The sequence below is a fragment of the Falsiroseomonas sp. genome (genome assembly GCF_051860665.1).
Taxonomy (GTDB): Bacteria; Pseudomonadota; Alphaproteobacteria; order Acetobacterales; family Acetobacteraceae; genus Falsiroseomonas.
The window spans coordinates 18,558-44,905 of record NZ_JBHYDM010000023.1; the positions used below are offsets into that span (position 1 = coordinate 18,558).

A 26,348-nucleotide genomic window follows, 5' to 3' on the forward strand; every position below is an offset into this window, starting at 1 on the left:
GGCGCCTCACGCCGCCGGCAGCCCCATCGGCAGCGCCGCCGCCAGGCCCGGTACCAGGCCGGCGGTGCCGCCGGGTTGCACGCCCGTCGGCAGCCGCAGCGTCACCCGGAGGCCGGGCGGCGCGGCGCCGGGGTGGGAATCGGCCAGCACCACCTCCCCCGCATGCAGCCCGACCACGGCCCGCACCAGGGACAGGCCGAGGCCCGAGCCGGGCGTGGTGCGGGCGGCATCGGCGCGGAAGAAGCGTTCCCCCACCCGGGCGCGATCCGCCAGCGCCAGTCCCGGCCCGTCATCCGCCACCCAGATCTCCACCACGCTGCCCACCTGATGCGCGCCCAGCACCACGCGCCCGCCCGGCGGGTTGAACTTCAGCGCATTGTCCAGAAGGTTCGCCACCGCCTGCAGCAGCAGGTCGCGATCGCCCACCAGGGGCAGCGCCTCCGGCAGCGCGGCCTCCAGCACCTGCTCCCCGGCCTCGGCCGCAGCCCCGTAGAGCTCCGCCGCATCCGCCAGCATCGGCGCCAGGTCGAGCGGCGCGAAGGCGGCGCGGCGGGCGCCGGCCTCCACCTCGGCGATGCGCAGCACCGCCTTGAAAACGCGGGCGATATCGTCGAGATCGGCGATGCCCTGCTCCACCGCGGCGCGCAGCGCCTCCTCATCCGCCGCCGAATCCAGGCTTTCCTCCAGCTTGGCGCGGGCGCGGGCGATCGGCGTGCGCAGGTCATGCGCGATGGCATCCGAGACGCCGCGCACCCCCTCCATCAGCTGGGCGATGCGGTCCAGCATGGCGTTCATCGTCATGCCCAGCCGGTCGAATTCATCCTGCCGGTCGGACAGCGGCACGCGGCGGGAGAGGTCGCCGGCGCTGATCGCGGCCGCGGTGCCATAGACTGGCGCCAGCCGGTCCTCCAGCGCGCGGCGCAGCAGCCAGGCGCCGAGCACGGCGATCAGGGCGGAGGAAGCGGCCGCCCAGGCGAGGCCCTCGCTCAGCAGCGCCCGCAGCCGCAGCTTTTCCGCCACGTCGCGGCCGACCAGCAGACGGTGGCCATCGCCCAGATCCACCCGCAGCAGCCGCGCCTCGCTTTCCGCGCCGTCGCGCAGCAGCGGCATGCGGATCCAGGGCGCGTCCGCATTGGCCTCCGCCGGCCAGGCCTCCAGATTGCCGGCCAGCACCCGGCCATCCGGGCCGAGCAGCAGGTAGAGCGCCTCGTTCTGCACATCGAGCGCGAGGCGATCGACGATCGCCGGCACCAGGGCGGCCAGCCCCGCATCGACCCGGCGTTCGGACAGCGCCGTGGCATCGGCGCGGATCGCCGCATCGGTCTGCCGGTCCAGCGCGCCGGCGGTGTTCCACCACAGCACCACGGCAGCCGCGGTGGCGGAGGCCGCGAAGAGCGCGGTGAAGAACAGCGCGAAGCGGCCGGAGGCGCTGCGCAGCAGCCCGATCAGCGGCAGCTGCGCCAGGCCAGGATTCACGCCTTCAGGCCTGCGCCCGGATCATGTAGCCGGCATTGCGCACGGTATGGATCAGCGGCTTGTCAAAACCCTTGTCCAGCTTGTGGCGCAGGCGGCTGACATGCACGTCGATGACGTTGGTCTGCGGGTCGAAGTGATAGTCCCAGACCTTCTCCAGCAGCATGGTGCGGGTCACCACCTGGCCGGCATGGCGCATCAGATGCTCCAGCAGGCGGAATTCGCGCGGCTGCACGTCGATCTTGCGGCCGGCCCGCGTCACGGTGCGCGACAGCAGGTCCAGCTCCAGGTCGGCCACCTTCAGCCGCGTGGTCGGCACCTCCGCCGAGGGGCGGCGGCCCAGCGCCTCCACCCGCGCCAGCAATTCGGCGAAGGCGAAGGGCTTCGTCAGATAGTCGTCGCCGCCGGCCTTCAGGCCCTTCACCCGCTCATCCACCGCCGTGAGGGCGGACAGGAACAGCACCGGGCTGCGATTGCCCTGGCCGCGCAGCGTCTCCACCAGCCGCACGCCATCCACCCCGCCCGGCAGCATGCGGTCCAGCACCAGCACGTCAAAGCCTTCCGAGGCCGCCAGGAACAGGCCGTCCCGGCCATTGGCGGCGTGTTCCACCGTATGGCCGGCCTCCTGCAACCCCTTCTTCACGAAGCGGGCGACCTCGACATCGTCCTCCACCAGCAGGATCCGCATGGGTGTTCCAGTGCAAACAGGTGCAAAACAGGGGCCGGAAGATAGGGCGCGAAGCGGGGGTGCGTCACCTGCCCCGGCCGCGCTTCGCGCATGACCATAGCGTAACCGGGCGCGGCCGGCCCAGCGGGGTTCAACCGGGCGGCTGGGCCGGGCGGCGGCCGACCTGCACCGGCACCTCGGTCGGCCGGCCATTGCGCAGGATGGACAGCCGCACCGTCTGCCCCGGCGCGATGGCGGCGATGCCGCGCACCAGCGCCCGGCTGGTCTCCACCCGGTCGCCATTGATGGCGACCACCTGGTCGCCCTGGCGCAGCCCGGCCCGTGCCGCCGGGCTGCCCCGCTCCACGCCCGCCACCAGCACCCCGGCCGCCGCGCCGCGCGCCGCGCCCGGCTCCGCCGCATCCTGCACCGAGACGCCGAGCCAGCCGCGCTCCACCCGCCCGGTGGCGCGCAGCTGCTCGATCACCCCCCGCGCCAGGTCGGACGGCACCGCGAAGCCGATGCCGGCGGAGGCGCCGGAGGGCGAGTAGATCGCCGTATTGATGCCGATCACCTCGCCCGCCATGTTGAACAGCGGGCCGCCGGAATTGCCCGGATTGATCGGCGCATCGGTCTGGATGAAGTCGTCGAAGGGCCCCGCCCCGATCTCCCGCCCCCGGGCGGAGACGATGCCGGAGGTGATGGACCCGCCGAGGCCGAAGGGATTGCCCGCCGCCAGCACCCAGTTGCCCACGCGCAGCGCGCCGGAATTGCCCCAGCCCACCGCCGGCAGCGGGTTGCGCGCCTCGATCCGCAGCAAGGCGAGGTCCGTCAGCTCATCCATCCCGACAAGCCGCGCGGGATATTCCTCGCCGTTCTGGAAGGTCACCTGCATCCGGCTGGCATTGCCGATGACATGGTTGTTGGTGACCAGCAGGCCGGAGGGGTCGATGACGAAGCCGGAGCCCGCCCCCATCACCTGCTGGCCGCGGCCGCGCAGCCGGTCGCGGAAATAGCGCTCGAAGGGCGTGCCGCGCAGCTCGGCCGGAATTTCGGTCCGCGCCTCGGAGGTGACGGCGATGCTGACCACGGCGGGCAGCACCCGCTCCGCCAGGTCGGCGAAATCGGGCAGCGCGGCGCCGCGCTGCGCCCGGGCGGGCGGCGCGGCGCAGCCGAGCAACGGCACCAGGGCGAGGCCCGCAAAGGCGCGGCGGGAAAGCGCGTGCGACATGGAGACTCCGGGGCAAGGGGGCACGGATGCGATGGATATGGTCTTCGCCCCAGCGGGCGCCATGCGGACGAGACGGTCAAGCGGGCCGGGGGTTGCGAATTGCTACCGGGCCGGCGGCGGTGCCGCGGCCCAGGGCTCCTCCGGCCAGGGATGGCGCGGGTAGCGGCCGCGCATGTCGCGCCGCACATCGGCCCAGGCGCCGCGCCAGAAGCCGGCGAGGTCGCCCGTGATGGCCACCGGCCGCCCAGCCGGGGAGAGCAGCGAAACCTGCAGCGGCACCGCCCCGCCGGCCAGCGGTGGCAGGCGCTCCAGCCCGAAGAGATGCTGCGCGCGCGCCTCCAGCGTCGGCACCTCCCGGTCGTAATCGACGGCCGCCGACCGGCCGGCGGGCAGGTCGAGCCGCGCCGGCAGCGCGGCGTCGAGGCGCCTCTGCTGGTCCCAGGGCAGCATCGCCCGCAGCACGCCGACCAGGTCCAGGGCCTTGGCCTCGGCCAGTTTCGTGCGCCCGTGCAGATGCGGCGCCAGCCACTCGGCGGCAGTCGCCACCAGGGCGGCATCCGAGAGATCGGGCCAGGCCTCGCCCTCCGCGCGGCGCATCCAGCCGATGCGGGCGCGCAGCTGCCTTGCCGCATTCGACCAGTCGAGGTCGCGCAGGCCGCGCTCCGCGATGCCCTGGGCCAGGGCGGCGGCGATGGTGGCGGGGTCGGCGCTCGGCAGGGCGTGGTCCTCCAGCACCAGCGGGCCGAAGACCAGCCGGCGGCGGGCCAGCACGGCGCCGGCGCGGGCGTCGAAGGCAGCACCCTCCACCCAGCGCAGCCGTTCGGGGAAGCGCGCCTCCAGCGCCGCGCGATCGAGCGGCGCGGCCATGCGGATGCGCGCCTCGGTGCCCTGCAATTCGAGGTCGGCGACGGCCAGCAGCGGGGCGCGGGACAGCGGGTCCGTCGCGCCCAGCCGCGCACCCTGCCCCGACGCCAGGCGGAAGGCGCCATCCATGCTGCCGCGTTTCGCCGCGATGCGGTCCGGGAAGCCCGCCGCCAGCAATGGTCCTGCCTCGCCACCGGGCAGCGCCGTGCCATGCAGCTTCAGCCGCCGCCGGTGCAGCGCGCCGGCGCGGCGGATGCGCTGGATGGTGGCGCGATCCGCATCCCGATGGTCGGCGCCATGCAGCAGTTCCAGCCGCAGGTTGATATCGGCCGGCTGGTCGCGGCCGCGCAGCGGGTCCCGCTCCTCCAGCAGCGCGGCGAGGTCCGCGGCCAGGGCGCGCTCCCCCTCATCCACCGCCGCCAGCAGCATCCGCGCCAGCCGCGGATGCGTGCCCATCCGCGCCATGGACCGGCCCATGGCGGTGATGCGCCCCTCCCCGTCCAGCGCATCCAGGTCCCGCAGCAGCGCCCGCGCCGCGGCCAGCGCGCCGGCCGGCGGCGGATCGAGGAAGGGCAGCTCGGCCGGCGCCGCGCCCCAGGCGGCGCAATCCAGCGCCAGGCCCGAAAGCTCCGCCTCCAGGATCTCCGGCCGGTCCTGCAGGGGCAGGCCGCGATGCAGCGCCTCCGACCACAGGCGGATCGCCACGCCCGGCGCGGTGCGCCCGGCGCGGCCGGCGCGCTGGTCCGCCGCGGCGCGGCTGATCCGCACCGTGGCCAGCCGCGCGAGGCCGCTGGCCGGGTCCAGCCGCGGCGTGCGCCGGAAGCCGCCATCCACCACGATCCGCACCCCCGGCACGGTCAGCGAGGTTTCCGCAATCGAGGTCGCCAGCACCACTTTTCGCCGGGTCGAGGGATTCAGCGCGCGGTCCTGCTCGGCCGGCGGCAGTTCGCCATGCAGGGGCAGCACCTCGGCCTCGAGGCCCGACAGACGTTCGGCGGTGCGGCGGATCTCGCCCCAGCCGGGCAGGAAGGCCAGCACATCGCCGGGATGCGCCCGCAGCGCATCGCGGATGGCGCCCGCCATCGCCTCCGGCAGCTCCCGCGCCTCCTTCAGGTCGCGCGGGCGATGCTCCACCTGCACCGGGAAGGCACGGCCGAGGCTTTCGATGACGGGGCAATCGCCCAGCAGGCCGACAAAGCGCGAAACATCCAGCGTGGCGGACATGGCGAGCAGCCGCAGCTCCGGCCGCAGCGCCCGCTGCAGGTCGAGGCAGAAGGCCAGCGCCAGGTCGGTATCGAGGTTGCGCTCATGCGCCTCGTCGAACAGGACGGCGGCGACGCCATCCAGCCCCGGATCCGATTGCAGGCGCCGCACCAGCAGGCCTTCCGTCACCACCTCGACCCGCGTGCGGTCGGAGACCATGCGATCCAGCCGCGTCGCCAGGCCGATGGTGCCGCCGGGCTGGCCCTCCCCCAGCAGCTCCGCCATCCGCCGCGCCGCCGCCCGCGCCGCCACCCGGCGCGGCTCCAGCACCAGGATCTTCGCCCCCTGCGCCCAGGGCTCGTCCATCAGCGCCAGCGGCGCCAGCGTGGTCTTGCCGGCGCCGGGCGGCGCCACCAGCACGGCATTGGCGCCTTCACGCAGCGCCTCCGCCAGGCGCGGCAGGGCCTCGGAGACGGGCAGTTCGGGGAGGAGCATCATCGGCGCGATGCCTAAACCGGCGCGAAACATAAGTCACATCGCATGTCGCGGGGCGCGAGACGCGCGAAGCAAACGCCCTGTTCATCGCAATGCGGCAACATCGCCCCGCAAGGTCCAGCCGGCAAAACGTCGATCCGACGCGGTTCCCGAAACCCGGGCGCCGCACCCCGAGGACACCGACGATGCGCCCCACCCTGATCCGGCTCCTGACCGGCCTCGTTCTCTGCAGCCTGCCCGGACTGGCGGACGCGCAGGGCCAGCCGGCGCGGGGCGGCGCCAGCAGCCCCATGGCCCAGGCCGGCGCCATGTGCCGCGCCGAATGCCTGCAGACGGCGCGCGCCCGCCTCGGCAGCGACCCCGCCCAGGCGGCGCGGGCCTGCGAGGTGCGCTGCGCCGCGGCGGTCGGCTATCTCGCGAACCAGAATCGTCGCGGCAGCGCGGAGGCCACCGGCCGCGGCCAGGCGGCGGCCCCCGCCGGCCTGGTGCAGCCGGTGCTGCACCGGGTGCAGCAGCCCGCGCCCCAGACGGCGCCCCCGGCCGCGCCCCAGGCCGCGCCGGTGCGGCCGGCCTCGGCGCGCAACGGCGTGACCCATGGCGTGATCTACGGCGCCCGCACCCCCTCCGCCGCCTTCGGCCTGGTGGTGGGGGAGCCGGACCGGATGACGGCGCATCGCCTGGCCGAGCGCGGCTGCACCGCCGGCGGCCCCGGCTGCCGCGTGATCGCCGAGACGACGGAGGCCTGCGCCGCCGCGGCGCATGGCGTGCGGCGCAGCCAATGGGCCATGTTCATGACCTCCGACCCCTCCTCCTACACCGTGACCTCCCTCTCGGCCGGCAGCGGTCGGACGCAGGTGGCGGCGGAGCAGCAGGCGATCGCCGAATGCCGGTCCCGCGACCCCATGGCCACCTGCCGCATCGCGGCCTCGGCCTGCGCCAACCGGGGCTGAGGAGGCAGGCCCTTCAGCCGGCGTGCCCAACCTCGGCGAGAAAGGCCTCGACCAGGGCATTGAAGGCGGCGGGGTGCTCGAAATAGGCGGAATGGGCGGCATCGGGGATTGGCGCCAGGCGGGCGCCCGGAATCTCCGGCGCCATCGCCGCCAGGGCGAAGGGCGGAATCACCTGGTCCTGGCCGCCCGGGATGAACAGCACCGGGCATTTCGCCGCCGCGAGGTCGGCCGGCGGGCGGCAACGCATCTCCCCCATCCGTGCGCGCAGTGCCTCCTTGTCCAGCCCGGCGCTCAGCCGATCGAGCTGCGCATAGAGGTGGTGCATCGCCGGCTGCCGCGCCGCCATGGCGGGGCCGGCGGCCGGGTGGATGTTCTGCGAAACCATCGCGGCCCGGGCCCTGGCCGATTCGGCGTTCCAGCCCTCCAGCCGCCCCCGCGCCGGCTCCCGCATCTGCCGCGGGTCGAGCGAGCCGGTGGTCGCCGCCAGCACCAGGGCCTTCACGCGGCCGGGCCGGGCCAGGGCATATTCCACCCCGGTCCAGCCCCCCATGGACTGGCAGACCAGCGCGATATCCCCCAGCCCCAGATGGTCCACCAGCGCGGCGAGGTCCCCCGCATAGTCGCGCGGATCCGGCCCGCCCGCCGGCGCGGTGGAGGGGAAGAAGCCGCGATGGGAGAAGGCGATGCAGGTGTAGCGCTGGGCAAAATGCGCCACCTGCTGGAACCAGGACAGGTAGCAGCCGCCCAGCCCATGGGCGAAGACGATCGGCGGCCCGCTGCCCGTCACCTCATAGGCCAGGGTGCAGTCGGGCCTTTCCAGCGTGCCGAGGCGGCGGGCGGGGGCGGTGAAGTCCATGCGGCGGGGTCCTCCTGCCGCGCAGCCTACAGGATCGCGGCCGGGGCGCGAGCCGCGCCGCGCGCGGCAGCGCCTTTCGCGGATCGCCGGGCAGACGACAAATCCTTCCATTGCCGCAGGCCGCACTTCGTTGACGTTGTAGAGGCAAGATGGGAATTCACGGCCAGGTTGCAGATCCCACGCCCTTGCATGGCGTCTACGAAAACGGACCCTCGATGAGCGTCAGGACATGGTTGCGCAGCTTCGGCCTGCTGACGGCGGGCCTGGTCGGCGTGGTGTTCAACAGCCTGGTCGTCCACGCCAATCTGCAGGCGCTGTCGCAGGCGACCGTCTGGGTCAATCACACGCTGACCGCCGAGCGGCTGATGTCGGACCTGCTGACCACGCTGCTGGGGGCCGAAAGCGGGCAACGCGGCTATCTCGTCTCCCGCGACCGTCGCTACCTGGCCCAGTTCTACGCCGCCGGCGGTTCCATCCCGATGAAGCTGGACGCGCTGCTGGCCGAGGTGGATGACAACCCCCTGCAGGTCGAGCGTGTCGCCGCGCTGCGCGGGACCATCGCCCAACGGCTGGAGGAGATGTCGGCCGCCATCCATCTGGGCAGCGCCGACGGCCAGGACGGCCGCCTCATCAACATGGACGCCAGCAAGGCCATCCTGCAGGAGATGTCGGCGGAGGAGTCGCGGCTGCTCGCGGAGCGGCAGGCGGAGTACGACCGCCAGTGGCAGGCCTCCGTCGTCTCCATGCTCGCCTTCGCCCTGACCTGCGGCGCCCTGATCCTGGTGCTGTTCATCTTCATGCGGCGGGAGCATCGCCACCGGCTGAAATCCGCGAAGCTGCATGCGGAGCAGGTGCTGCTGATCGAGCAGAATGTGCGGAGCCTGCAGGTCGAGCGGAATCACGTCGGCCGCCTCAACGAGATCAACAGCTTCCTGCAGAGCTGCAAGTCGATGCAGGAGATCGGCGCCCTCGCCAGCACCTTCCTGGAGCGGCTCTTTCCCGACCGCTCCGGCGCGCTCTACCTCTATGCGGCCTCGCGAAACCAGCTGGTGCGGCATGCGCAATGGGGTGGCGGCGACACGCCGGAGGTGGTGCTGCCCGAGCATTGCTGGGGTCTCCGCCGGGGGCAGATCCATCGCTCCAGCCCCGGCGCACCGCGCTGCGCCCATCAATGCGGCGGCGAAGAGGCGGGGGAAAGCCTCTGCCTGCCGCTGATCGCCTATGGCGAGACCATCGGCCTGCTCGCCTTCGCGGTCCGGCCGGCGGCCGGCAGGGCCTGCTGCGACCCGGTCTTCGATGCCAGCACGGCGCAGTTCTCCGAGATGGCGGCGCGCCAGCTCGGCCTGGCCGTGGCCAATATCCAGCTGCGCGAGTCGCTGAAGGAACAGGCGATCCGCGACCCGCTGACCGGCGCCTTCAACCGCCGCTACCTGGAGGTGGTGGGCGAGAAGGAGATCGCGCAGAGCCTCCGCCTCGGCCGCCCGCTCGCCGTGGTCATGTTCGATGTGGACCACTTCAAGAAGTTCAACGACGTGCATGGCCATGCCGCCGGCGACCTCGTGCTGGTCACGGTCTGCGACCATATCCGGCGGCAGGTCCGGGAAGGCGACTGGCTGTTCCGCTATGGCGGCGAGGAATTCGTCCTGCTGATGAGCGAGGTGAGCGGGGCGGAGATCGCGACGCGGGTGGAGGCCCTGCGCCGGTCCGTGGCCGAGCTGACCATCGCCAATGCCAATGCGGCGCTGCCGAGCGTGACCATCTCGGTGGGCGTCGCCGTCGTCGCGACCAGCGACATGACCCTGCAGCGCGCCCTGAAGGAGGCCGACCGGGCGCTCTATGCCTCGAAGGCGGAGGGGCGGAACCGGGTCACCTTCAGCGAGGCGGTCACCGTGTGAGGGATCCGGGGCCGGCCGCGCCGGCCCCCTGCGTCGCCGGAGGCGCCGTGACCGGCGCCAGGACGAAGCGCTGCTCCGTCACGCGCACCCCCCAGGTGGAATCCGGCGCCTCCTCCTCCAGCCGGAAGCCGGCCGCCTCATAAAGCCGCCGCGCCGCCTCCAGCCCCGCGAAAGTAGTGAGCCAGACCGCCTCGAAGCCACGCGCCGCGGCGAAGTCCAGCGCGGCGCCGAGCAGCCGGCGGCCCAGCCCGCCGCGGGCGCCCTCCGCCAGGATGAACCAGCGGATGCGCGCCTGCCGGCCCGCCCGCCCATCCAGCGCGATGCCGCCCTGCACCTGGCCCGCCGCGTCCAGCGCCAGGAACAGCCGGCAATCCTCCCGCGGCAGGCTGGCGGCGAAGGCGCCGAGCTCGGCGGCCACCTTCGCCTCGAAGGGCAGGCCGAAGCCCCAGTGGCGGCCGTACCAGTCGGCGTGCAGGGCGATCAGCCGCGCCAGGCTGCCGGGGACCGGCTCCTCGCAGATGCGCATCTGCGTCAGAACCGCCGCAGCAGCCGGTCGATATAGTCCAGCTCCTCCTGCGGCCGCCCGCGCTCGGCGCCGCGCTTGCGCAGCTCCTCCTGGATCCGGCGGGTGCGCAGCTGCTCGGCCTCGTCTGGCACGCGGGTGTCGCTGCCATTGTCCTGGGCGCCGGGGGCCTCGCGGGTGCGGCGGCCGAGCGGGTCGCGGCCCTGGCCCTGGCCCTGGGCATTCTCCTGCCCGCCCTGCTGGCCGTCCTGGCCCTGGCCCTGGCCCATCATCTCGCCCTCGCCTTCCTCCCCCTCCTCGCCCGGCTCGCCCTGGCCGAACTGGCGCTGCATCTGCTGCGCCATCTGGCGGCCGCCTTCCTGCAATTCGCGGATCGCGGTCTGCTGCGGGGTGCGGGCATCGCCGCCCTGTTCCAGCGCCTCCTGCGCCTCCCGCATCGCCTGGTCGGCGCGGCCGAGGGGCGCGGGGATTTCCCCGGCCAGGTCGCCGAATTGCTGCATCACCTCGCCCAGCGCGCGGCGCAGCGCCCGCTGGGTGCGCGCCTCCCGCGTCGATTCGGCGCGCGCCTCGGACTCGGCTTCGGCGCGCTGCTGCTGCTGTTGCTGCTGTTGCGGCGCCTGGTCCTGCGGGCGGGCCCAGGGGGCGCGGTTCTGCAGCTGCTGGGCGCGGCGATCCGCCTCCCGCCGCTGCGCCTCGGCCTCGGCCCGCCTGTGGCCGCTGTCCAGCATGCCGGTCTGGCGGCGCACCATGTCCTGCACCACGCCCATCTGCTGCTGGCCGCGCTGGCGCTGCTGGCGGTTGCGCTCCTGCGCCTCGTTGCGGGCGGAGCGGCCTTCCTCCAGCGCGCGCAGCATCTCCTCCAGCTCCGCCAGCTCGCGCTCGGCATCCTGCGGGCGCTGCTGGCGGTTGGCCTCGCGCATGCGGTCGGTGCGGCGTTCCAGGTCGCGGCGGTCCATCAGGCGGTTCTGCGGATCGCTGGTCATCGATTCCGCGTTCTCCTGCTGCAGCCGCTCGGCCAGCGCCTCCAAGTGCCGGCGTACGGCGTCGCGCAGTTCCTGGATGCGGCGGTCGGTCTCGGCGCGCTGCGCCTGGGCCTGCTGTTCCTGCTCCGGGGTGCGCTGCGCCTGCTGTTCCTGCTGCTCGCGCAGCTGCTGTTCCAGCGCCGCGCGCAGTTCCGCGCGGGCCTGTTCCAGGGCGCGGGCGGTGCGGTCGGCGCGGCCTTCCTCCAGCGCCAGGGCCGTCTCCCACAGCGTCTCCTGCACCTCGCCCACCGCCTCCGGCCGATGGTCGCGGGTCAGGCGGTGGCGGCTGGCGCGCAGCGCCAGGAAGGTGGTGGTGTCGTGCTCGAAGGCCTCGGGTTCGGCCGACAGCCGGTCCAGCTCGGCCTGCGCCGGCGGGCGGGCCGTCGGGTCCAGGGACAGGCCGCGGCGGATGGCGATCAGCGCCTGGGCCACGGGATGGGTGAAGGCGCGCTCCGGCAGGGTCAGCCGCGCGGTGGCGGAGCGACCCTCCTGCCCCGCAGCGTCCCGCGCGCGCAGCTGCACCTCCACCTCCAGCCCCGCCCAGGGATGGGCCGAGAGATCGGGGGCCGAGATGCCCTGCGCCTCCCGCGGCTGGGGCGAGGGCAGATTGATCTCCAGCACATGCGCCGGGGCCTGGGGCCGCGCCACCAGGCGGAATTCGGCGGCCAGGTTGACCAGCCCCCAGTCATCCTCGGCCCGCCAGGGCAGCCGCAGCGCCAGGCCGCGCGGGGCGCGGGCGGGGGCCTCGGTGAAGCGGGCGGTGGGCGGCTGGTCCGCCTGCACGGTCAGGGTCCAGGCCGCCACCTCGAAACCATCGCGGCGGATCGCCAGCCGCGTGCCCTGGTCGAGCCGTGCCTCCGCCGCCCAGGACCGGGCATCCAGCGCGCGGAAGGGCGAGGCCTCCGTCCCCAGCTGCAATTCCGGCGCGCCGCCGCTGCCGCCCGAGAGCGCCACCTGCAGCCGGCTGCCCTGCGGCACCGTCAGGCTGCCGCCGGCGGCATCGAGGAAGATCGGCGCGGCGCCGGTATAGGCGGGCGGCGTCACCCAGGCCTCCAGCCGCAGCGCGGGCGGCGCGACGGTGACGCCGAGCGTCGGCAGCAGGGCGCGGCGCAGCCGTTCCGGTGCCTCCGTCCCCGCCATCACCAGCGCGGCGCCGAGCGCGAGGCCGAGGCCGGTGCGCAGCGCGATCGGGTCCCGCCGGGCGAGCCCCGGCCGCGGCAGGCCCACCTTCAGCGCCTGGATGGAGGCCGCGGCGCGGCGCCGATGCGCCTGCCAGACGGCCAGCGCCACGGGGTCATCCCCCGCCGGCCGGTCCGCCAGCGCGGCGAGCGGCCGGTGCGCGAGGCCGGAGGCGGCCTCCAGCCGCCGATCCGCCTCCTCCGCCCCCGGCACCGCCAGGCCGCGGAAGCCGCGCCAGGCGGCATAGGCGATGGCCAGCGCGAAGGCGAAGGTCAGGAAGGGCCGCAGCCAGGGCGGCAGCAGCAGCGGCAGGCCGAGCAGGGCAACCAGAAGGAACAGGCCGAGCACGCCGAGCGGCGGCCAGAGGGCGGGCCAGAGCCTTTCCCAGCCCAGCGCCAGCCTGGCCAGCCGCCGGCGCCGCGGCAGGGCGCGAAGCGGGGAAGCCTCGCGCCCGCCGCTCATGCGGCGAACCAGTCCGGCAGGCGCTGCCCGGCCAGCAGCGCGTCCTGGGTCTGGCGTTCGCGGACCACGGCGAAGCGGTCGCCCTCGACCAGGACCTCCGCGGCCAGGGGCCGGCTGTTGTAGGTGCTGCTCATCGCCGCGCCATAGGCTCCCGCATCCAGCAAGGCGACGAGGCTACCCGCATCGAGACGCGGAAGGCCACGGTTTCGCGCGAAGGTATCGCCCGATTCGCAGATCGGCCCGACCACATCGGCTGGCGCGATGGCGGCGGTGAAATCGGCGGGCGCGACGGGGAGGATGCCATGCCAGGCATCGTACATGGCGGGCCTCACCAGGTCGTTCATGGCGGCGTCCAGCACCACGAAGCGGCGCTCCGCCCCCTGCTTCTGCAGCACGACGGAGGCGAGCAGCACGCCGGCGGGGCCGGCGATCCAGCGGCCGGGCTCCACCATCAGCTCGACGCCGAGATTGCCCAGCGTCGCCTGGATGGCGCCGGCCAGCGCCGCCGGGTTCGGCGCCGGCTCGTCGCGATAGGGAATGCCAAGGCCGCCGCCGCAATCCACCCGCTCCACCGACAGCCCCTGGGCGCGCAGGCCGCGGACCAGGTCGGCCAGGTGGCCATAGGCGACGCGATAGGCGGAAAGCCCCGCGGTGATCTGGCTGCCGATATGCACCGCGACGCCGATCGGCTGGATGCCCGGCAGGCTGGACATGCGGGCATAGAGCGCCGGGGCGTCGCCGATGGCGATGCCGAACTTGTTCTCCGACTTGCCGGTGGTGATCTTGGCGTGGGTCTTGGCGTCCACATCGGGGTTCACCCGCAGCGCCACCCGCGCGGTGCGGCCCATCTGCGTGGCGACGGCGGAGATCATCTCCACCTCCTCCGCGCTTTCGGCATTGATCTGCTGGATGTCCTCGGCCAGGGCCAGGCGAATTTCCGAAAGGGTCTTGCCGACGCCGGAGAAGACGATGTGGGCGGCCGGGATCCCGGCGGCGCGGGCGGCGCGCAGCTCGCCTTCCGAGACCACATCGGCGCCGGCCCCGGCCTCGCCCAGGATGCGCAGCACGGCGAGGTTGGGGTTCGCCTTCACCGCGAAATGCACCTGCGCGCCGAGGCGGGCGTCGGACAGCGCGCCCTGCAGCGCAGCGAGGCGCCGGCGCAGGGTATTGGCGGAATAGACCCAGGTCGGCGTGCCGGCGGCGGCGGCGATGCGCGCCAGCGGCACCTCCTCCATCATCAGCCCGGCCAGCGGGTCCATGCGGAGCTGCGGGCGGAGGGCGAGCAGCTCGGCAAAGCTGGGGTCGAGATCCGGGTGAAGCAGGGGAGCGGGTGCGGCCATGCCCCTATTCTGGGGGCACGACCGGCACTCGCCAAGCTTTCGGTTGTGAGTCTCCGGGCCGGTTCAGACCTGCGGGCCATCCGGCCCTCCGGTCATCGGGCCGGGCTCAGTAACCCACGGTGAAGCGCCGGCGGGAATGGGCCGGGCGCTCCACCTCATCGGCCATGGCGATGGCATAGTCGGCGAAGGAGATGCGGCTGCCCTCCGGACCGGTCAGCAGCTGGTCGCCGCCGAGGCGGAATTTCGCGGTGCGCGGGCCGACGAAGAATTCGGCGGAGGGGGAGAGGAAGCTCCAGTCCAGCGCCGTCTCCTGCCTGAGGCGGTCGAGGAAGGCGGCGCCGGCACTGGCCTCGGCATGGTAGGCGGCAGGGAAGCCAGGCTGGTCGAGCAGGCGCGCCCCGGGCGCCACCTCCAGGCTGCCGGCGCCGCCGACCACCAGGTAGCGGGCCACGCCGGCCTGGCGGATGGCGGACAGCAGTGTTTCCACATCGCTGTCCAGGAACATCACCGAGCTGATGACGACATCCTGCCCCGCGAGCAGCGCGGCAAGGCCGGCCTGGTCCCGCACATCGCCCTGGCGGGCGGTGATGCCGGGCAGCGGGGCGATCCGCGCCGGATTGCGGGCGATGGCCGTGAGGCTATGGCCGCGGGCGGCGAGTTCCTTGAGGATTTCGGACCCGGCGCGGCCGCTGGCCCCGATGACGGCGATCTTCACGATGCATGCTCCACAGTGGTTTCTAATGGAAACCAGATGCCCAATTCGGTATCTGCTGTGAAGAAGGCACCAATTTCTCACCAGGTCACCCCGAGGAAACCGCCATGGCCGATACGCTGACCCCCGATTGCTATGCGTCGGATTGCCCCACGCGCGTGGTGCTGGATCGGATCGCGGACAAATGGGCGGTGCTGCTGCTGGGCCTGCTGGCGGAGGGGCCGCTGCGCTTCAACGCGCTGCGACGCCGGGTGCAGGGCCTGTCCCAGAAAGTGCTGTCGCAGACGCTGAAGGGGCTGGAGCGGGACGGGCTGGTGCGTCGCACCGCCTTCGCGACGGTGCCGGTGACGGTGGAATATGCCATCACCCCGCTGGGCGCGACGCTGGCCGAGCGGCTGGACCTGCTGCGCGACTGGGCGGAGCGCCATATCGCGGAGGTCCAGGCCGCCCAGGCGCGCTACGATGCCGGGGCCTGACCAGCCCGGCGGCTGGCCATGAAGCGGTCGAATTCCTCCTGGTCCTTGGCGCGACGCAGCTGCGCGACGAAGCCGGTAAACTCGGCCTGCTGCGCATCGAGCGCCCGGCGCTCGGCCTCCAGCCGCTGCAGCACCGCCGCCCGGTGCTCGTCGAAGGCGGCATTGCCCGAGGAGGCGGGGGCGAAGGCGCCCTCCATGGCGGCGCGGGCGCGGCGCTTCAGGTGGCGGGGCGAGCAGAACATGGCGTGTCTCCAGGTGAAGAAGCTGAGCAGGGCGAGGCCGACCGGCCACCAGGCGATGAAGCCCGCGACCAGGACCGGCAGGCGCCAGCCACGGAGCGCGCCGCGCCAGCCGCCCTGCGGCAATGCGAGAGGGGGGATCGGGTGCAGTGCGGCGGACACGGGCGGCTTCCTTTGTGAATGTGACGAACATTCACTTACCAGCCACGCCGGAGCCTTGCAAGAAATATGTAAGGAAGATTCACATCAAGGTGCGCGCAGCAGCCGCATCACCGCATCGCCCAGCACCTGCTCCGCATCCGGCGCGCCGCTGCCCGGCCGCGGCATGCCCGCGCGCTCCAGCCCGGCCACCCCATGCGAGACCGCCCAGACCTGCAGCGCCAGCAGGCGCGCCTGCTGGCGCCCCGCGCCCTCCGGCAGCTGGCGGGCGATGGCGCCGACCAGGGCGCCAAAACTGTCCTCCGTCGCCACGCCGGGCGGGGCGCGCCAGTCGAACATGGCGCCGTAATAGCCCGGCTCCTCCCGCGCGAAGCCGAGATAGGCGGGGCCCATGGCGTTCAGCCCGCCGGCCTCCGCCGCCGCCTTCAGCCGGGCGCCGAACAGGGCGAAGCCGCGCCGGCACAGCTCGGCCAGCATCTCGTCCCGGTCCTTGAAGTGGCGATAGGGGGCGGAGGGGGAGACCCCGGCCAGACGCGCCGCCTCGGCCAGGGTGAAGCCATAGGGGCCGCGCTCCGCCGTCAGCCGGCGGGCGGCCTCCAGCAGCGCCTCCCGCAGATTGCCGTGATGGTAGCCGCGGCGGGCGGCGAGGTCGGCGGGAGGCGGGGGCCCAATGGGGGCTGATGTGTTGTCATTTGACATTTGCCCCCATTAGCGCCGCCTCAGCGGCTTGGATAGGCGCGGGGGTAGGTGACCTGGTCGGGCGGGCCGGGCGGGCGGATGCCGCCGGCGCGCCCGCAGGCGGCCAGCGTGCCCGCCACCAGCAGCAGGGCGATGAACAGCCTCATGCCAGTCTCTCCTGCCATTCCGCCGCCATCCGCGCCACATTTTCGGGCGCCGTGCCACCGAAGGAGGTGCGGGACCGCACCGAGGCATCCACCGTCAGCACATCGAAGACGCCCTGGCTGATGCGCGGTTCCACCTGCCGCATCTGTTCCAGCGTCAGCCCGGCCAGGTCCAGCCCCGCCGCCTCCGCCATCGCCACCAGCTTGCCGGTCACATGATGGGCGTCGCGGAAGGGCAGTTTCAGCTCCCGCACAAGCCAGTCGGCCAGGTCGGTCGCGGTGGAGAAGCCGGCGCCGGCGGCCACCTTCAGCCGCTCCGGCTGCGGCTGCATGTCCCGCACCATGCCGCCGGTGGCGGCCAGGCACAGGGCCAGGGTCTCGGCGGCATCAAAAATGCCTTCCTTGTCCTCCTGCATGTCCTTGCCATAGGTCAGCGCCAGGCCCTTCAGCACGGTCAGCATGCCCACCAGCGCGCCGAAGACGCGACCGGTCTTGCCGCGCACCAGCTCCGCCGCATCCGGGTTGCGCTTCTGGGGCATGATGGAGCTGCCGGTGGTGAAGGCGTCGGAGAGCTTCACGAAGCCGAAGTACGGATTGGTCCAGATCACCACCTCCTCCGCCAGGCGCGACAGGTGGGTGACGCACATGGCGCAGGCGAACAAAAATTCCGCGGCGAAGTCGCGGGAGGCGACGGCATCCAGGCTGTTGCGCATCGGGCCATCGAAGCCGAGCGCGGCGGCCGTCATGTGCCGGTCGATCGGGAAGCCGGTGCCACAGAGCGCCGCCGCGCCCAGCGGGCTCTCGTTCAGCCGCTTGCGGCAATCCGCCAGCCGGCCGCGATCCCGGGACAGCATCTCGACATAGGCCAGCAGGTGGTGGCCGAAGGTGGTGGGCTGGGCCGGCTGCAGGTGGGTGAAGCCCGGCATCACCGTGCCGGCATGTTCGGCGGCGCGGGCCACCAGGGCGCGCATCACATCGGCGATCTGCCGGTCCAGCCCATCGATCGCGTCGCGGGTCCAGAGGCGGACATCCAGCGCCACCTGATCGTTGCGGCTGCGCGCGGTGTGCAGGCGCTTGCCGGCCTCGCCGATCCGCTCGGTCAGCCGCGCCTCGATATTCATGTGGATGTCTTCCAGCGCATCGCTGAAGACGAATTCTTGCGATTCGATCTCCTTGGCGATGTCCGCGAGACCCTGGCGGATGGAAGCCTCGTCCTCGGCGCTGATAATGCCTACATGCTTCAGCATGGCGGCGTGGGCGAGACTCCCCGAAATGTCCTGGCGCCACATCTTGCGGTCGAAGCCGATGCTGGCATTGATCTCCCGCATGATGGCGGAGGGGCCCTCGGCATAGCGCCCGCCCCAGAGGTCGTTGCTCGCACGCTGTTCGGTCACGGAGGAGGTCTTTCGCAGGTGTCTTGGAAATCCGGCAGCCGCCGCACCCTGCTCGGGGCCGCGACCTGCGCGACCCTACTCGCCACGATGGGGGCGCGCCAAGCCGCGCGGGCGAATGGCCTGCAAAGGCTGGTGGAGCACCCGGAGCCCCAGCCGCTGCCCGAGGGCCTGTCCTTCACGGACGCGGAGGGCAAGCCCTTCGGCTTCGAGGGGTTTCGCGGCAAGGCCCTGGTGGTGAATTTCTGGGCCACCTGGTGCCCGCCCTGCGTCGCCGAGATGCCGGCGCTGGACCGGCTGCACGGCATGGTGGCCCGCGACGGGATCGAGGTGCTGGCCCTGTCGAATGACCGCGGCGGCCGCGCCCAGGTGGAGCCCTTCTACCAGCGCACCAACCTCCGCCGCCTGGCCATCTGGCTGGACCCGCGCGGCGCCACCGGCCGGGCGCTTCAGGTGCGCGTGCTGCCCACCACCCTCATCATCGACCGGCGCGGCCTGGAAGTGGCCCGCCTGATGGGCGAGGCCGAATGGGACCAGCCGGAGGTGGTGGCCGCCATCCGCCGGTTGACCCGCACTCCGGCCAGCGCCGAAACCAGCACCCGGACCTGAGATAGGACGCCTCCACCATGACCGATTTCGAAACCCGGCTCGACAAGCTGGCGGCGCTGGCCGTGCGGGTCGGGCTGAACCTGCAGCCGGGGCAGGAGCTGGTGATGACCAGCCCGGTGGAGGCCCTGCCCCTGGTCCGCCGCATCGCGGTGCATGCCTACCAGGCCGGCGCCACGCTGGTGACGCCGCTGATCGGCGATGACGAGGTGGCGCTGGCCCGCTATCGCCACGCCGCGCCCGAGGCTTTCGATGTCGCCCCCGGCTGGCTTTTCGAGGGGATGGCGCAGGCCTTTCGCGGCAATGCCGCGCGGCTCGCGGTGGTCGGCGAGAGCCCGACCCTGCTGGCCGGGCAGGACCCGGAGAAGGTGGCGCGGTCCAACCGCGCACGCTCCATCGCCTATCGCCCGGCGCTGGAGCTGATCACCAGCTTCGCCATCAACTGGAACCTGGTCCCCGCCTCCACCCCAGGCTGGGCGCGGGAGGTGTTTCCGGGCATTCCCGAGGCCGAGGCGGTGGCCAAGCTGTGGGACGCGATCTTCGCGGCCTGCCGGGTCGATGTGGCCGACCCCGTGGCGGAATGGGCGGCGCACAATGCCCGCCTGCACGCCCGCACCACCTACCTGAACAACAAGGATTATCTCGAGCTACGCTATCGCGGCCCGGGCACAGAGCTGACCCTCGGCCTGGCGGATGGCCATCTCTGGGCCGGCGGGGCGGAGCCGGCGAAGAACGGCATCACCTGCAACCCGAACATCCCGACCGAGGAGGTCTTCACCACGCCGCACCGCCTGCGCGTGCACGGCACCGTCCGCTCCACCAAGCCGCTGGCCTATGCCGGCACGCTGATCGAGGACATCGTGGTGCGCTTCGAGGAAGGGCGGATCGTCGAGGCGCATGCCTCCAAGGGCGAGGAGGTCCTCCGCAAGGTTCTGGAGACGGATGAGGGCGCGGCGCGGCTGGGCGAGGTGGCGCTGGTGCCGCATTCCTCGCCCATCAGCGCCAGCGGGCTGCTGTTCCGCAACACGCTGTTCGACGAGAACGCCGCCAGCCACATCGCCCTCGGCCAGGCCTATACCACCTGCCTGCGGGATGCCGCCGGCGTGCCGATGGACCGGCTGGCGGAGCGCGGCGCCAATGCCTCCCTCATCCACATCGACTGGATGATCGGCAGCGGCCAGTTGGACGTGGATGGCGTGACCAAGGATGGCGCGGTGGAGCCGCTGATGCGCGCCGGCGAGTTCGTGGCCGTCTGACCAGCAAATCCGCGCGACGAGCGTTGCGCGGCAGAAATATGGCTTAGCGTCCCGGTGCCGGCGGCGGTCACAGCCGCCGGCCCAAGAACCGGGATGAAACGCCATGAGACAGATATCGCGCCGCGGCCTGTTCGGTGCCGCCTGCCTGGCCTGCGGCACCGGCCACCTGGCCGCAACGCCCGTTCAGGCGCAAGGCTGGTCGCCCCCCGCCGCCGCGCAGCGCTGCCCCAGCCGCTGGGGGCCGAATGACCGCCGCGGCTCGATGAACCTGATGACGCCGGCGCGCGCGCAATCCGCCTCCAGCCTGATCCGCACGGGGGAGATGGTGGAGCTCGGCCATGTGCTGGCGCCCACCATGCCCTTCTTCGGCACCCGGCGCTTCGACCTGCACACCAAGCGCACCTTCATGAACCCGGAGCCCAATCGCCGCGGCTCGAACGAGGAGATCGTCATCACGGAGATCGGCCAGGTCGGCACCCAGCTCGACGCCTTCCCGCACCAGACCATCGGCGACCAGGTCTACAATTGCGTGGACATGCCCAGCATCACCGGCCGCGCCGGCTTCACCGAGATGGGCGTGCACACCATCGGCACCATCTTCACCCGCGGCGTGCTGATCGACGTCGCCGGCGCCAAGGGCGTGCCAGTGCTGGGCGATGACTACGAGATCACCGTGGCGGATCTGGAGGAGGCGCTGCGCCGCCAGAACACCCAGCTGGCGGAAGGCGATGCCGTGCTGATCCACACCGGCTGGGGCACGCTCTGGGGGCGGGAGAATGCGCGCTATGTGCGAAGCTGCCCCGGGATCGGCGTGGCGGCGGCGGAATGGCTGATTTCGCGCAACCCGATCCTGATGGGGGCGGACAACTGGCCGGTGGAATGCGCGCCCTCCAAGACCATGCCCGATGCGTCGCTCCCCGTGCACCAGCTGGCGCTGGTGGTGCATGGCGTGCATCTGCTGGAGAACCTGAAGCTGGATGAGCTGGCACGCCGGCCGGAACGGCAATTCGCCTTCCTGCTGCAGCCGCTGAAGGTGCAGGGCGGCTCCGGCAGCACGGTGGCGCCGACGGCGATTCTCTAGTTCCAGATCAGGTGGCGGTGGCGGCGGCGGCGCGTTCCACCGCCTCCGGCTCCCGCTCCATCACCTCCAGCAGCAGCCGCGCGGCGGGGTCCGGCGCGCGGCGACCCTGTTCCCAATTGTTCAGCGTGGCAGCCGGGATGCCGAATTTCTGCTCGAAGGCGCGGGCGGATTTCGCAAGCCGCTTGCGGATGGCGCGGATCCGCTCCGGAGGCATCGGGTTGCGATTGACTACCTGCAGCGCAGCGCGGCCCTGCTGCCAGTCCCGCACCTCGCGCAGCGCCTCCGCCAGGCCGGCGCCGAAGCTTTCGCTGTCATCCGGCATCTTCGATCTCCTTCAACAGGGCGACGACCTGCCGGCGCTCCTCCGGCGTCAGGTCATCCGCCTCGTTCTTCGCATAGGCGCGCAACAGGGCGACGAGGCCGCCGTTCATCACCAGCGCATAGATGCAGCGCCCTCCGCCGCGCTTGCCACGCCCGCCGAAGCCGAAGCGCAGCTTCCGCAGGCCCTTGAGGCCCGGCACCACGTCCCCCGCCGTCGGCCGGGCGGCGATGGTGGCTTCCAGCGCCTCAAGCTCCGCCTCCGTCATCGCCAGCCGCTTCACATCCTTCATGAAGCGGCGGGTGCGGAGGAACTGCATCAGCGCCAGATATACGCCAATGGCGGATCAGGGCAAGAAAAATACGCCAATGGCGCTTAGGTCTCCGTCCCCCCATTCACCTGCAGCATCTGGCCGTTGATGAACCCCCCATCCGCCGAGACCAGCAGGCGCACGGCTGCCGCCACCTCCCGCGGCTGCCCCATGCGGCCGACCGGCACGCGCGCCACCATCTTCTGGCGGTACTCCGAGGGATTGTCGTCCTCGTCATCCGCCGCGATGGGCCCCGGCGAGATGGCATTCACCGTGATGCCCTTCGGCCCGAACTCCTTGCCCAGCGACTTGGTCAGCCCCCAGAGCCCGTGCTTGGAGACGGAGACCGGCGCGCGCCCGGCATAGCCGTGGATGGCATTCATCCCCGTGAAATTCACGATCCGCCCCCAGCCGCGCTCCAGCATCCCCGGCAGGCAGGCCTGGGACAGCCAGATGGCCGCTTCCAGGTCCACCGACATCACCCGGCGCCAATCCTCGGCGGTGGTCTCCAGGAAGGGCTTGGCCGGGCGCAGCGCCGCGTTGTTCACCAGCACGTCCACCGCGCCGAATTGGCCGAGTGCGGCGGCGGCGATGCGGCCGCAGGCGGCGGGGTCGCCGACATCGCCCATGGCGACCAGGGACTGCACGCCCAGCGCCTTCGCCTCCGCCGCCACGGATTCGGCCGCCGCCCGGTCGGAGGAGCCGTTGATGACGACGTTGAAGCCGTCCCCGGCCAAGGCGAGCGCCACGGCGCGGCCGATATTGCGGCCCGCGCCGGTGATCAGGGCGGTCTTGCGGTCACTCATGCGTCTCGTTTCCTCATGCGGCGCGCCGGATGAAATCGGCGCAGCGTTCGCCCACCATCAAGGCGGCGGGCTGGATATTGGGGGAAGGGATCAGCGGGAAGACGCTGGCATCCGCCACGCGCAGCCCCGTCACGCCCCGCACCCGCAATTCGGGGTCGAGCACGGCGCGGCTATCCGTGCCCATGCGCGCGGTGCCGCAGGGGTGGAAGACGGTGCCGGCGGTCGCGCGAATATTCGCCTCCAGCGCCGCATCGCTGTCGCCCTGCGGGCCGGGGCGCAGCTCCTCCTCGATCAACTGCGAGAAGGGCGCGCTGGCGGCGATGCGCTGGGACAGGCGGGCGGCGCCGAGCATCACTCGCAGGTCGTTCGGATGGTCCAGATAGTTCGGCCGGATCACCGGCTTGTCCGCCGGATCGGGCGAGGCGAGCGTCAGCCAGCCGCGGCTGTCCGGCCGGCAGGGGCCGTAATTCCACATCACGCCGGGGAAGGGATGCAGCCCCTTGCTGTAGTCGAAGGTGGAAAAATTCACGAAGAGGATCTGCGCCTCCGCCTCCTCCGCCCCCGGCGTGATGCGCGCGAAGGCGGTCGCCTCGCCCGCGCCGATCGCCAGCGGCCCGCTGCGGCGCAGCAGCCAGTCCAGCCCCATGGCGCCTTTTCGCAGATTGCTGCCCAGGATCTCGTTCAACGTCCCGCAGGGTTTTGTGCGGAAAATGAATTTGGAGATCAGGTGGTCCTGCAGGTTGCGGCCGACATCGGGGCTATGCGCCACGCTCGCGATGCCGAATTCCGCCAGCGCCGCCGCATCGCCGATCCCTGACAGCATCAGCAGTTTCGGCGATTCGATCGCCCCCGCGCTCAGCACGATTTCCCGAGACGCGCGGGACACCCCCTGCCCTGTCTGCACGCCCACCGCGCGGCCGTCCTCGAACAGGATTCGCTGGACGGTGATGCCCGTCTCCACCCGCAGGTTCGGCCGCCGCATCGCGGGGTGCAGATAGGTGCGCGCGGAGGAGGAGCGAAAACCGTTGCCGACATTCAGCTGGATCGGCCCGGCGCCCTCGATCGGCCCGCCGGCATTCACATCGCCGAAGCGCGGCAGGCCCGCGGCGACGCAGGAATCCACAAAGGCCCTCGCCGCCGGCGCCAGGCGCTTCGGTTCGCTGACGCGGATCGGGCCATCGGTGCCGCGCGTCTCCGAGGGCGGCCCCTCCCAGCGTTCCAGCTTGCGGAAGAAGGGCTGCACATCCGCATGCGCCCAGCCGCGCGCGCCGGATTGCGCCCAGCGGTCATAGTCATTCGGGCTGCCGCGCAGGAAGACCAGGCCGTTCACGGAGCCCGACCCGCCCAGCACGCGGCCGCGCGGCCAATGGATGGAGCGCCCCGCCAAGGCCGCCTCCGGCTCCGTCATGAAGCGCGGATCGTAGCGGCCGGTGCCGTAGAGTTTCGCATAGCCCATCGGCAGGCGGATCCAGGGGTCGCGGTCCGGCGGCCCGGCCTCCAGCAGCAGCACGCGGCAGCCGGGATCCTCCGACAGCCGCGCGGCGACGACGCAGCCGGCGGAGCCGCCGCCGATGACGATGATATCCGCCACTTCCCCCGCCTGCATCGGCCGGACGTCCCTTCCCGTATCGCAGACCGACTCTACGGCTCCAGCTTCACCCCGGTGCGCGCCACCACCTGCTGGAATTTCGCCAGCTCCGCGCGGAAGAATGCGGTCGCATCGGCCGGGCTATTGGGCCGCGTCCAGGGCGCGACACCCGCCGTCAGCAGGCGCTCCCGCAGCTGCGCCTGGCCCAGCGCCTCCCGGATCGCGGCGTTCAGCTGCGCCACCACCGGCTGCGGCAGGCCGGGCGGGCCGATCACGGCGAACCAGTTCTCCAGGTCGAAGCCGGGCAGCGCCGTCTCGTTCAAAGTGGGGATATCGGGGAAGGCGGGAAAGCGCTCCATCCCCGTCACGGCGATGCCGCGTACCCGCCCGTCCCGCACCTGGCCGGCGGCGGAGGCCAGCACGGCCACGCCCCACTGCGTCTCCGCCTTGGCGATGCTCTCCACCATCAGCCCGCCGGAGCGATAGGGCACATGCGGGAAGCGCCCGCCGAGACCCATGGCATGGGCGAACATCTCCCCCGACAGATGCGGCATGGAGGCGACGCCGGAGGAGGCGAAGGGCAGTTGTTCCGCCTGCCCCTCCCGCATCCGCGCCACCATCTGCTGCGGCGTGGCCGCGGGCAGGTTCGGCTGCGCCACCAGGATCATCGGCCCGCTGCCGACGATGGCGATATGGGTGTAGTCCGCGATCGGGTCGTAGCGCGTGCCGCCGACGATGGCCGCCGGGGCGAGGGCGTGGGAGGAGGCCTCCACCAGCATCAGCACATGGCCATCCGGCGCCTGCCGGCGCAGCCAGTCGCTGGCGATGATGCCGGCCGCACCCGGGCGGTTCTCCACCACCACGCGGCCATTCGGCCCGAGCGCCGGCCCCAGCCGGTCCGCCAGCAGGCGGGAGGTGATATCGGTGGACCCGCCGGGGGCGAAGCCCACGACCAAGTTGATGGTCCGGTCCGGAAAGGCCCAGGCCCCCGGGGAAAATCCCGTGGCCAGCCCCGCCGCCAAAGCCATGCCGAGCAGGCTGCGTCGCAACATTCTTGATCCTCCCAGGTCTTCTTGGCCGCCAGCCTCGCGCCGGCGCGCCGCCAGCGCAACCGTCACATGACCAAATGCAACGGCCTTCGCGCCATCGTTGCGCTTCTGTCAGCTTGCTGCCAGTTTCGCCTCACCCCGATCGATGAGGATCAAGGCATGCGTGGTTGGACGATGGCGGCAGGCGCGCTTGTGGCGCTGGGCATGGCGGGCAGTGCCCTGGCGCAGGACGTGATCGCGGATCGCCGCGCCGGGCTGCGCGGCCTGGGCCAGGGGATGGAGGCGGTGGCCGCCACCGTGCAATCGCGCGGTGATACACGCGCCCTGGTGCCGCGGATCGAGGCGATGTCCGCCTTCATCCAGACCCTTCCGGACCTGGTGCCCACCGCCAGCCTGACCCCGCCGCAGCCGCAGGGCACGAATCCCGGGCAGACCCGCGCCCTGGCCGCCATCGACGCCGATCGCGCCGGCTTCCAGACCCGTGCCACCGCCATGGTGGCGGCCTTCGCCACGCTGAAGACGGCGGCCGAATCGGGCAGCATCTCCCCCGACCTGCTGCGCACCACCGGCGGCACCTGCGGCGCCTGCCACCAGCAGTTCCGCGCCCGCTGACGAAAAGGGGGGCGACCCGCCCCTCACCCGAAGGCGCTGGCGCTGCCCTGGGCCGAGCCCCAGGTGACAAGCGCCCAGACGCCAGCCGCCGCCAGGGCCAGCAGCGCGGCGGCCAGCCAGTTGCTGCCCATCCGCGGCACCGGCCCACGATAGACCACGGGCAGCCGCAGCGCGCCCGTGATCATCGGCCCCACCAGATTCTGCTTGCGCACCAGGCGATAGAGCAGGATCGCCAGGATATGCAGCACCGCCGCGCCGACGATCACCCAGAAGACCCGCAGGTGGATCGATGTCGCCAAGGCACTCGTCGAGGAATCGACAGCGCGCGCCAGCGGCCCCCGGGTAAAGATCTCGTCGTCGGCCATGAGTCCGCTCACCGCCTGGGCCAGCAGCAGGCCGAGCAGCACCAGCACCATCCAGCCGCCGGCCGCATTGTGGCCGATCTCGACCGCCGCCTGGCGTCGCCGGAAATGGCCCAGATGCCGCACCGCCTCCAGTGGCGAGGCCAGGAAGTTGCGGAAGCGCGCGGTATGGCTGCCGACGAAACCCCAGGCGATGCGGAAGACCAGCAGCGTCAGCATGGCGTAGCCGGAGAGCACATGCAGGTCGAAGCGATGCGTCTCCGCCGACCACCAGGAGATCGGGATCAGCAGGACGATGCTCCAATGCACCAGGCGGATCCATGGGTCCCAGACCTTCAGGCGGCGGGTGCCCGGCAAGGGGGTGGCTTCGCGGGCCATCG

General features: G+C 72.4%; 26 protein-coding genes. 7 read left to right on the plus strand and 19 right to left on the minus strand.

Annotated elements, in window-relative coordinates; translation table 11 throughout:
* Positions 1 to 6: 6 nt before the first annotated feature.
* The 4 genes from ACTIF1_RS19510 to hrpB form a co-directional block, all read right to left on the minus strand.
* The gene (locus ACTIF1_RS19510) at positions 7 to 1,476 is read right to left on the minus strand and encodes an ATP-binding protein (protein WP_439598128.1); all 1,470 of its coding nucleotides are present in this window, start codon (positions 1,474 to 1,476) and stop codon (positions 7 to 9) included.
* A gap of 4 nt (positions 1,477 to 1,480) precedes the next feature.
* On the minus strand, positions 1,481 to 2,161 hold the full coding sequence (locus ACTIF1_RS19515; protein ID WP_439598129.1) for a winged helix-turn-helix domain-containing protein: 681 nt from the start codon (positions 2,159 to 2,161) through the stop codon (positions 1,481 to 1,483).
* 130 nt (positions 2,162 to 2,291) lie between these two features.
* The gene (locus ACTIF1_RS19520; protein WP_439598130.1) at positions 2,292 to 3,371 is read right to left on the minus strand and encodes a trypsin-like peptidase domain-containing protein; all 1,080 of its coding nucleotides are present in this window, start codon (positions 3,369 to 3,371) and stop codon (positions 2,292 to 2,294) included.
* A gap of 102 nt (positions 3,372 to 3,473) precedes the next feature.
* Positions 3,474 to 5,936 carry an ATP-dependent helicase HrpB gene (gene hrpB / locus ACTIF1_RS19525; protein WP_439598131.1) on the minus strand — a complete coding sequence of 821 codons (2,463 nt, stop codon included), beginning with the start codon at positions 5,934 to 5,936 and terminating at the stop codon, positions 3,474 to 3,476.
* A gap of 182 nt (positions 5,937 to 6,118) precedes the next feature.
* Between hrpB and ACTIF1_RS19530 the strand changes: the two genes are divergently transcribed.
* A complete protein-coding gene (locus ACTIF1_RS19530; RefSeq protein ID WP_439598132.1) occupies positions 6,119 to 6,883 on the plus strand; it encodes a hypothetical protein in 765 nt (254 codons plus the stop codon).
* Positions 6,884 to 6,896: 13 nt separating this feature from the next.
* On the opposite strand, the gene ACTIF1_RS19535 is transcribed toward ACTIF1_RS19530, so the two are convergent.
* On the minus strand, positions 6,897 to 7,739 hold the full coding sequence (locus tag ACTIF1_RS19535; protein WP_439598133.1) for an alpha/beta fold hydrolase: 843 nt from the start codon (positions 7,737 to 7,739) through the stop codon (positions 6,897 to 6,899).
* A 215-nt stretch (positions 7,740 to 7,954) separates the two neighbouring features.
* Between ACTIF1_RS19535 and ACTIF1_RS19540 the strand changes: the two genes are divergently transcribed.
* Positions 7,955 to 9,634, plus strand: a complete 1,680-nt coding sequence (locus ACTIF1_RS19540; RefSeq protein WP_439598134.1) for a diguanylate cyclase — start codon at positions 7,955 to 7,957, stop codon at positions 9,632 to 9,634.
* Here the strand turns inward: ACTIF1_RS19540 and ACTIF1_RS19545 are convergent.
* The 4 genes from ACTIF1_RS19545 to ACTIF1_RS19560 all read right to left on the minus strand — a co-directional run bounded on the left by ACTIF1_RS19545 (position 9,624) and on the right by ACTIF1_RS19560 (position 14,875).
* Positions 9,624 to 10,160, minus strand: a complete 537-nt coding sequence (locus tag ACTIF1_RS19545; RefSeq protein WP_439598135.1) for a GNAT family N-acetyltransferase — start codon at positions 10,158 to 10,160, stop codon at positions 9,624 to 9,626. The genes ACTIF1_RS19540 and ACTIF1_RS19545 overlap by 11 nt on opposite strands.
* 5 nt (positions 10,161 to 10,165) lie before the next feature.
* A complete protein-coding gene (locus ACTIF1_RS19550) occupies positions 10,166 to 12,820 on the minus strand; it encodes a DUF4175 domain-containing protein (RefSeq protein ID WP_439598136.1) in 2,655 nt (884 codons plus the stop codon).
* A complete protein-coding gene (lysA, locus tag ACTIF1_RS19555) occupies positions 12,817 to 14,160 on the minus strand; it encodes a diaminopimelate decarboxylase (RefSeq protein ID WP_439598137.1) in 1,344 nt (447 codons plus the stop codon). The genes ACTIF1_RS19550 and lysA overlap by 4 nt, the downstream gene beginning before the upstream one ends.
* Positions 14,161 to 14,266: 106 nt before the next feature.
* Positions 14,267 to 14,875 (minus strand): NAD(P)-dependent oxidoreductase, encoded by a 609-nt coding sequence (locus tag ACTIF1_RS19560; RefSeq protein ID WP_439598138.1) that lies wholly within the window; start codon positions 14,873 to 14,875, stop codon positions 14,267 to 14,269.
* 104 nt (positions 14,876 to 14,979) lie between these two features.
* On the opposite strand from ACTIF1_RS19560, the gene ACTIF1_RS19565 reads away from it, so the two are divergent.
* Positions 14,980 to 15,348 (plus strand): winged helix-turn-helix transcriptional regulator, encoded by a 369-nt coding sequence (locus tag ACTIF1_RS19565; RefSeq protein WP_439598139.1) that lies wholly within the window; start codon positions 14,980 to 14,982, stop codon positions 15,346 to 15,348.
* Here the strand turns inward: ACTIF1_RS19565 and ACTIF1_RS19570 are convergent.
* The 4 genes from ACTIF1_RS19570 to argH form a co-directional block, all read right to left on the minus strand.
* On the minus strand, positions 15,330 to 15,749 hold the full coding sequence (locus tag ACTIF1_RS19570) for a DUF2852 domain-containing protein (protein ID WP_439598140.1): 420 nt from the start codon (positions 15,747 to 15,749) through the stop codon (positions 15,330 to 15,332). The two genes, ACTIF1_RS19565 and ACTIF1_RS19570, sit on opposite strands and share 19 nt — an antisense overlap.
* A gap of 84 nt (positions 15,750 to 15,833) precedes the next feature.
* Entirely contained in the window at positions 15,834 to 16,445 is a 612-nt protein-coding gene (locus ACTIF1_RS19575; protein ID WP_439598141.1) for a TetR/AcrR family transcriptional regulator, read from the minus strand.
* Between the two features lie 20 nt (positions 16,446 to 16,465).
* Positions 16,466 to 16,591, minus strand: a complete 126-nt coding sequence (locus ACTIF1_RS19580) for a hypothetical protein (protein ID WP_280864807.1) — start codon at positions 16,589 to 16,591, stop codon at positions 16,466 to 16,468.
* Positions 16,588 to 17,982: an argininosuccinate lyase gene (gene argH, locus ACTIF1_RS19585; RefSeq protein ID WP_439598142.1), complete on the minus strand. Its 1,395-nt coding sequence runs from the start codon at positions 17,980 to 17,982 to the stop codon at positions 16,588 to 16,590. The genes ACTIF1_RS19580 and argH overlap by 4 nt, the downstream gene beginning before the upstream one ends.
* Before the next feature lie 18 nt (positions 17,983 to 18,000).
* Here argH and ACTIF1_RS19590 point away from each other — a divergent pair, with 18 nt between their 5' ends.
* From ACTIF1_RS19590 to ACTIF1_RS19600, 3 genes are all read left to right on the plus strand, one after another.
* Complete coding sequence (locus ACTIF1_RS19590; protein ID WP_439598143.1) at positions 18,001 to 18,588, plus strand: TlpA disulfide reductase family protein; 588 nt, start codon at positions 18,001 to 18,003, stop codon at positions 18,586 to 18,588.
* A 17-nt stretch (positions 18,589 to 18,605) separates the two neighbouring features.
* Positions 18,606 to 19,841 carry an aminopeptidase gene (locus tag ACTIF1_RS19595; protein ID WP_439598144.1) on the plus strand — a complete coding sequence of 412 codons (1,236 nt, stop codon included), beginning with the start codon at positions 18,606 to 18,608 and terminating at the stop codon, positions 19,839 to 19,841.
* Between the two features lie 103 nt (positions 19,842 to 19,944).
* Entirely contained in the window at positions 19,945 to 20,922 is a 978-nt protein-coding gene (locus tag ACTIF1_RS19600) for a cyclase family protein (RefSeq protein WP_439598145.1), read from the plus strand.
* 7 nt (positions 20,923 to 20,929) lie between these two features.
* On the opposite strand, the gene ACTIF1_RS19605 is transcribed toward ACTIF1_RS19600, so the two are convergent.
* From ACTIF1_RS19605 to ACTIF1_RS19625, 5 genes are read right to left on the minus strand one after another with little or no spacing between them, the layout of a single operon-like run.
* Complete coding sequence (locus ACTIF1_RS19605; protein WP_439598146.1) at positions 20,930 to 21,244, minus strand: helix-turn-helix domain-containing protein; 315 nt, start codon at positions 21,242 to 21,244, stop codon at positions 20,930 to 20,932.
* Positions 21,234 to 21,560, minus strand: coding sequence for an addiction module toxin RelE (locus ACTIF1_RS19610; protein ID WP_439598147.1), 327 nt, complete (start codon positions 21,558 to 21,560; stop codon positions 21,234 to 21,236). Before ACTIF1_RS19610 ends, ACTIF1_RS19605 begins: the two co-directional genes overlap by 11 nt.
* A gap of 56 nt (positions 21,561 to 21,616) precedes the next feature.
* A complete protein-coding gene (locus ACTIF1_RS19615; RefSeq protein WP_439598148.1) occupies positions 21,617 to 22,357 on the minus strand; it encodes an SDR family NAD(P)-dependent oxidoreductase in 741 nt (246 codons plus the stop codon).
* Positions 22,358 to 22,370: 13 nt separating this feature from the next.
* Positions 22,371 to 23,963: a GMC family oxidoreductase gene (locus ACTIF1_RS19620; RefSeq protein ID WP_439598149.1), complete on the minus strand. Its 1,593-nt coding sequence runs from the start codon at positions 23,961 to 23,963 to the stop codon at positions 22,371 to 22,373.
* 35 nt (positions 23,964 to 23,998) lie between these two features.
* Positions 23,999 to 24,997 carry a Bug family tripartite tricarboxylate transporter substrate binding protein gene (locus ACTIF1_RS19625; RefSeq protein ID WP_439598150.1) on the minus strand — a complete coding sequence of 333 codons (999 nt, stop codon included), beginning with the start codon at positions 24,995 to 24,997 and terminating at the stop codon, positions 23,999 to 24,001.
* Between the two features lie 156 nt (positions 24,998 to 25,153).
* Here ACTIF1_RS19625 and ACTIF1_RS19630 point away from each other — a divergent pair, with 156 nt between their 5' ends.
* On the plus strand, positions 25,154 to 25,606 hold the full coding sequence (locus tag ACTIF1_RS19630) for a cytochrome c (RefSeq protein ID WP_439598151.1): 453 nt from the start codon (positions 25,154 to 25,156) through the stop codon (positions 25,604 to 25,606).
* Positions 25,607 to 25,629: 23 nt separating this feature from the next.
* Here ACTIF1_RS19630 and ACTIF1_RS19635 read toward each other — a convergent pair whose 3' ends face one another.
* The gene (locus tag ACTIF1_RS19635; protein ID WP_439598152.1) at positions 25,630 to 26,346 is read right to left on the minus strand and encodes a cytochrome b/b6 domain-containing protein; all 717 of its coding nucleotides are present in this window, start codon (positions 26,344 to 26,346) and stop codon (positions 25,630 to 25,632) included.
* Positions 26,347 to 26,348 lie beyond the last annotated feature (2 nt).

Bases quoted from the DNA above. Each gene is read 5' to 3' on its own strand.
- ACTIF1_RS19515 (WP_439598129.1), bottom strand. From the start codon at position 2,161: ATGCGGATCCTGCTGGTGGAGGACGATGTCGAGGTCGCCCGCTTCGTG.
- ACTIF1_RS19520 (WP_439598130.1), bottom strand. From the start codon at position 3,371: ATGTCGCACGCGCTTTCCCGCCGCGCCTTTGCGGGCCTCGCCCTGGTG.
- hrpB (WP_439598131.1), bottom strand. From the start codon at position 5,936: ATGATGCTCCTCCCCGAACTGCCCGTCTCCGAGGCCCTGCCGCGCCTG.
- ACTIF1_RS19530 (WP_439598132.1), top strand. From the start codon at position 6,119: ATGCGCCCCACCCTGATCCGGCTCCTGACCGGCCTCGTTCTCTGCAGC.
- ACTIF1_RS19535 (WP_439598133.1), bottom strand. From the start codon at position 7,739: ATGGACTTCACCGCCCCCGCCCGCCGCCTCGGCACGCTGGAAAGGCCC.
- ACTIF1_RS19540 (WP_439598134.1), top strand. From the start codon at position 7,955: ATGAGCGTCAGGACATGGTTGCGCAGCTTCGGCCTGCTGACGGCGGGC.
- ACTIF1_RS19545 (WP_439598135.1), bottom strand. From the start codon at position 10,160: ATGCGCATCTGCGAGGAGCCGGTCCCCGGCAGCCTGGCGCGGCTGATC.
- ACTIF1_RS19550 (WP_439598136.1), bottom strand. From the start codon at position 12,820: ATGAGCGGCGGGCGCGAGGCTTCCCCGCTTCGCGCCCTGCCGCGGCGC.
- lysA (WP_439598137.1), bottom strand. From the start codon at position 14,160: ATGGCCGCACCCGCTCCCCTGCTTCACCCGGATCTCGACCCCAGCTTT.
- ACTIF1_RS19565 (WP_439598139.1), top strand. From the start codon at position 14,980: ATGGCCGATACGCTGACCCCCGATTGCTATGCGTCGGATTGCCCCACG.
- ACTIF1_RS19575 (WP_439598141.1), bottom strand. From the start codon at position 16,445: ATGTCAAATGACAACACATCAGCCCCCATTGGGCCCCCGCCTCCCGCC.
- ACTIF1_RS19580 (WP_280864807.1), bottom strand. From the start codon at position 16,591: ATGAGGCTGTTCATCGCCCTGCTGCTGGTGGCGGGCACGCTGGCCGCC.
- ACTIF1_RS19595 (WP_439598144.1), top strand. From the start codon at position 18,606: ATGACCGATTTCGAAACCCGGCTCGACAAGCTGGCGGCGCTGGCCGTG.
- ACTIF1_RS19600 (WP_439598145.1), top strand. From the start codon at position 19,945: ATGAGACAGATATCGCGCCGCGGCCTGTTCGGTGCCGCCTGCCTGGCC.
- ACTIF1_RS19605 (WP_439598146.1), bottom strand. From the start codon at position 21,244: ATGCCGGATGACAGCGAAAGCTTCGGCGCCGGCCTGGCGGAGGCGCTG.
- ACTIF1_RS19610 (WP_439598147.1), bottom strand. From the start codon at position 21,560: ATGCAGTTCCTCCGCACCCGCCGCTTCATGAAGGATGTGAAGCGGCTG.
- ACTIF1_RS19615 (WP_439598148.1), bottom strand. From the start codon at position 22,357: ATGAGTGACCGCAAGACCGCCCTGATCACCGGCGCGGGCCGCAATATC.
- ACTIF1_RS19620 (WP_439598149.1), bottom strand. From the start codon at position 23,963: ATGCAGGCGGGGGAAGTGGCGGATATCATCGTCATCGGCGGCGGCTCC.
- ACTIF1_RS19625 (WP_439598150.1), bottom strand. From the start codon at position 24,997: ATGTTGCGACGCAGCCTGCTCGGCATGGCTTTGGCGGCGGGGCTGGCC.
- ACTIF1_RS19630 (WP_439598151.1), top strand. From the start codon at position 25,154: ATGCGTGGTTGGACGATGGCGGCAGGCGCGCTTGTGGCGCTGGGCATG.
- ACTIF1_RS19635 (WP_439598152.1), bottom strand. From the start codon at position 26,346: ATGGCCCGCGAAGCCACCCCCTTGCCGGGCACCCGCCGCCTGAAGGTC.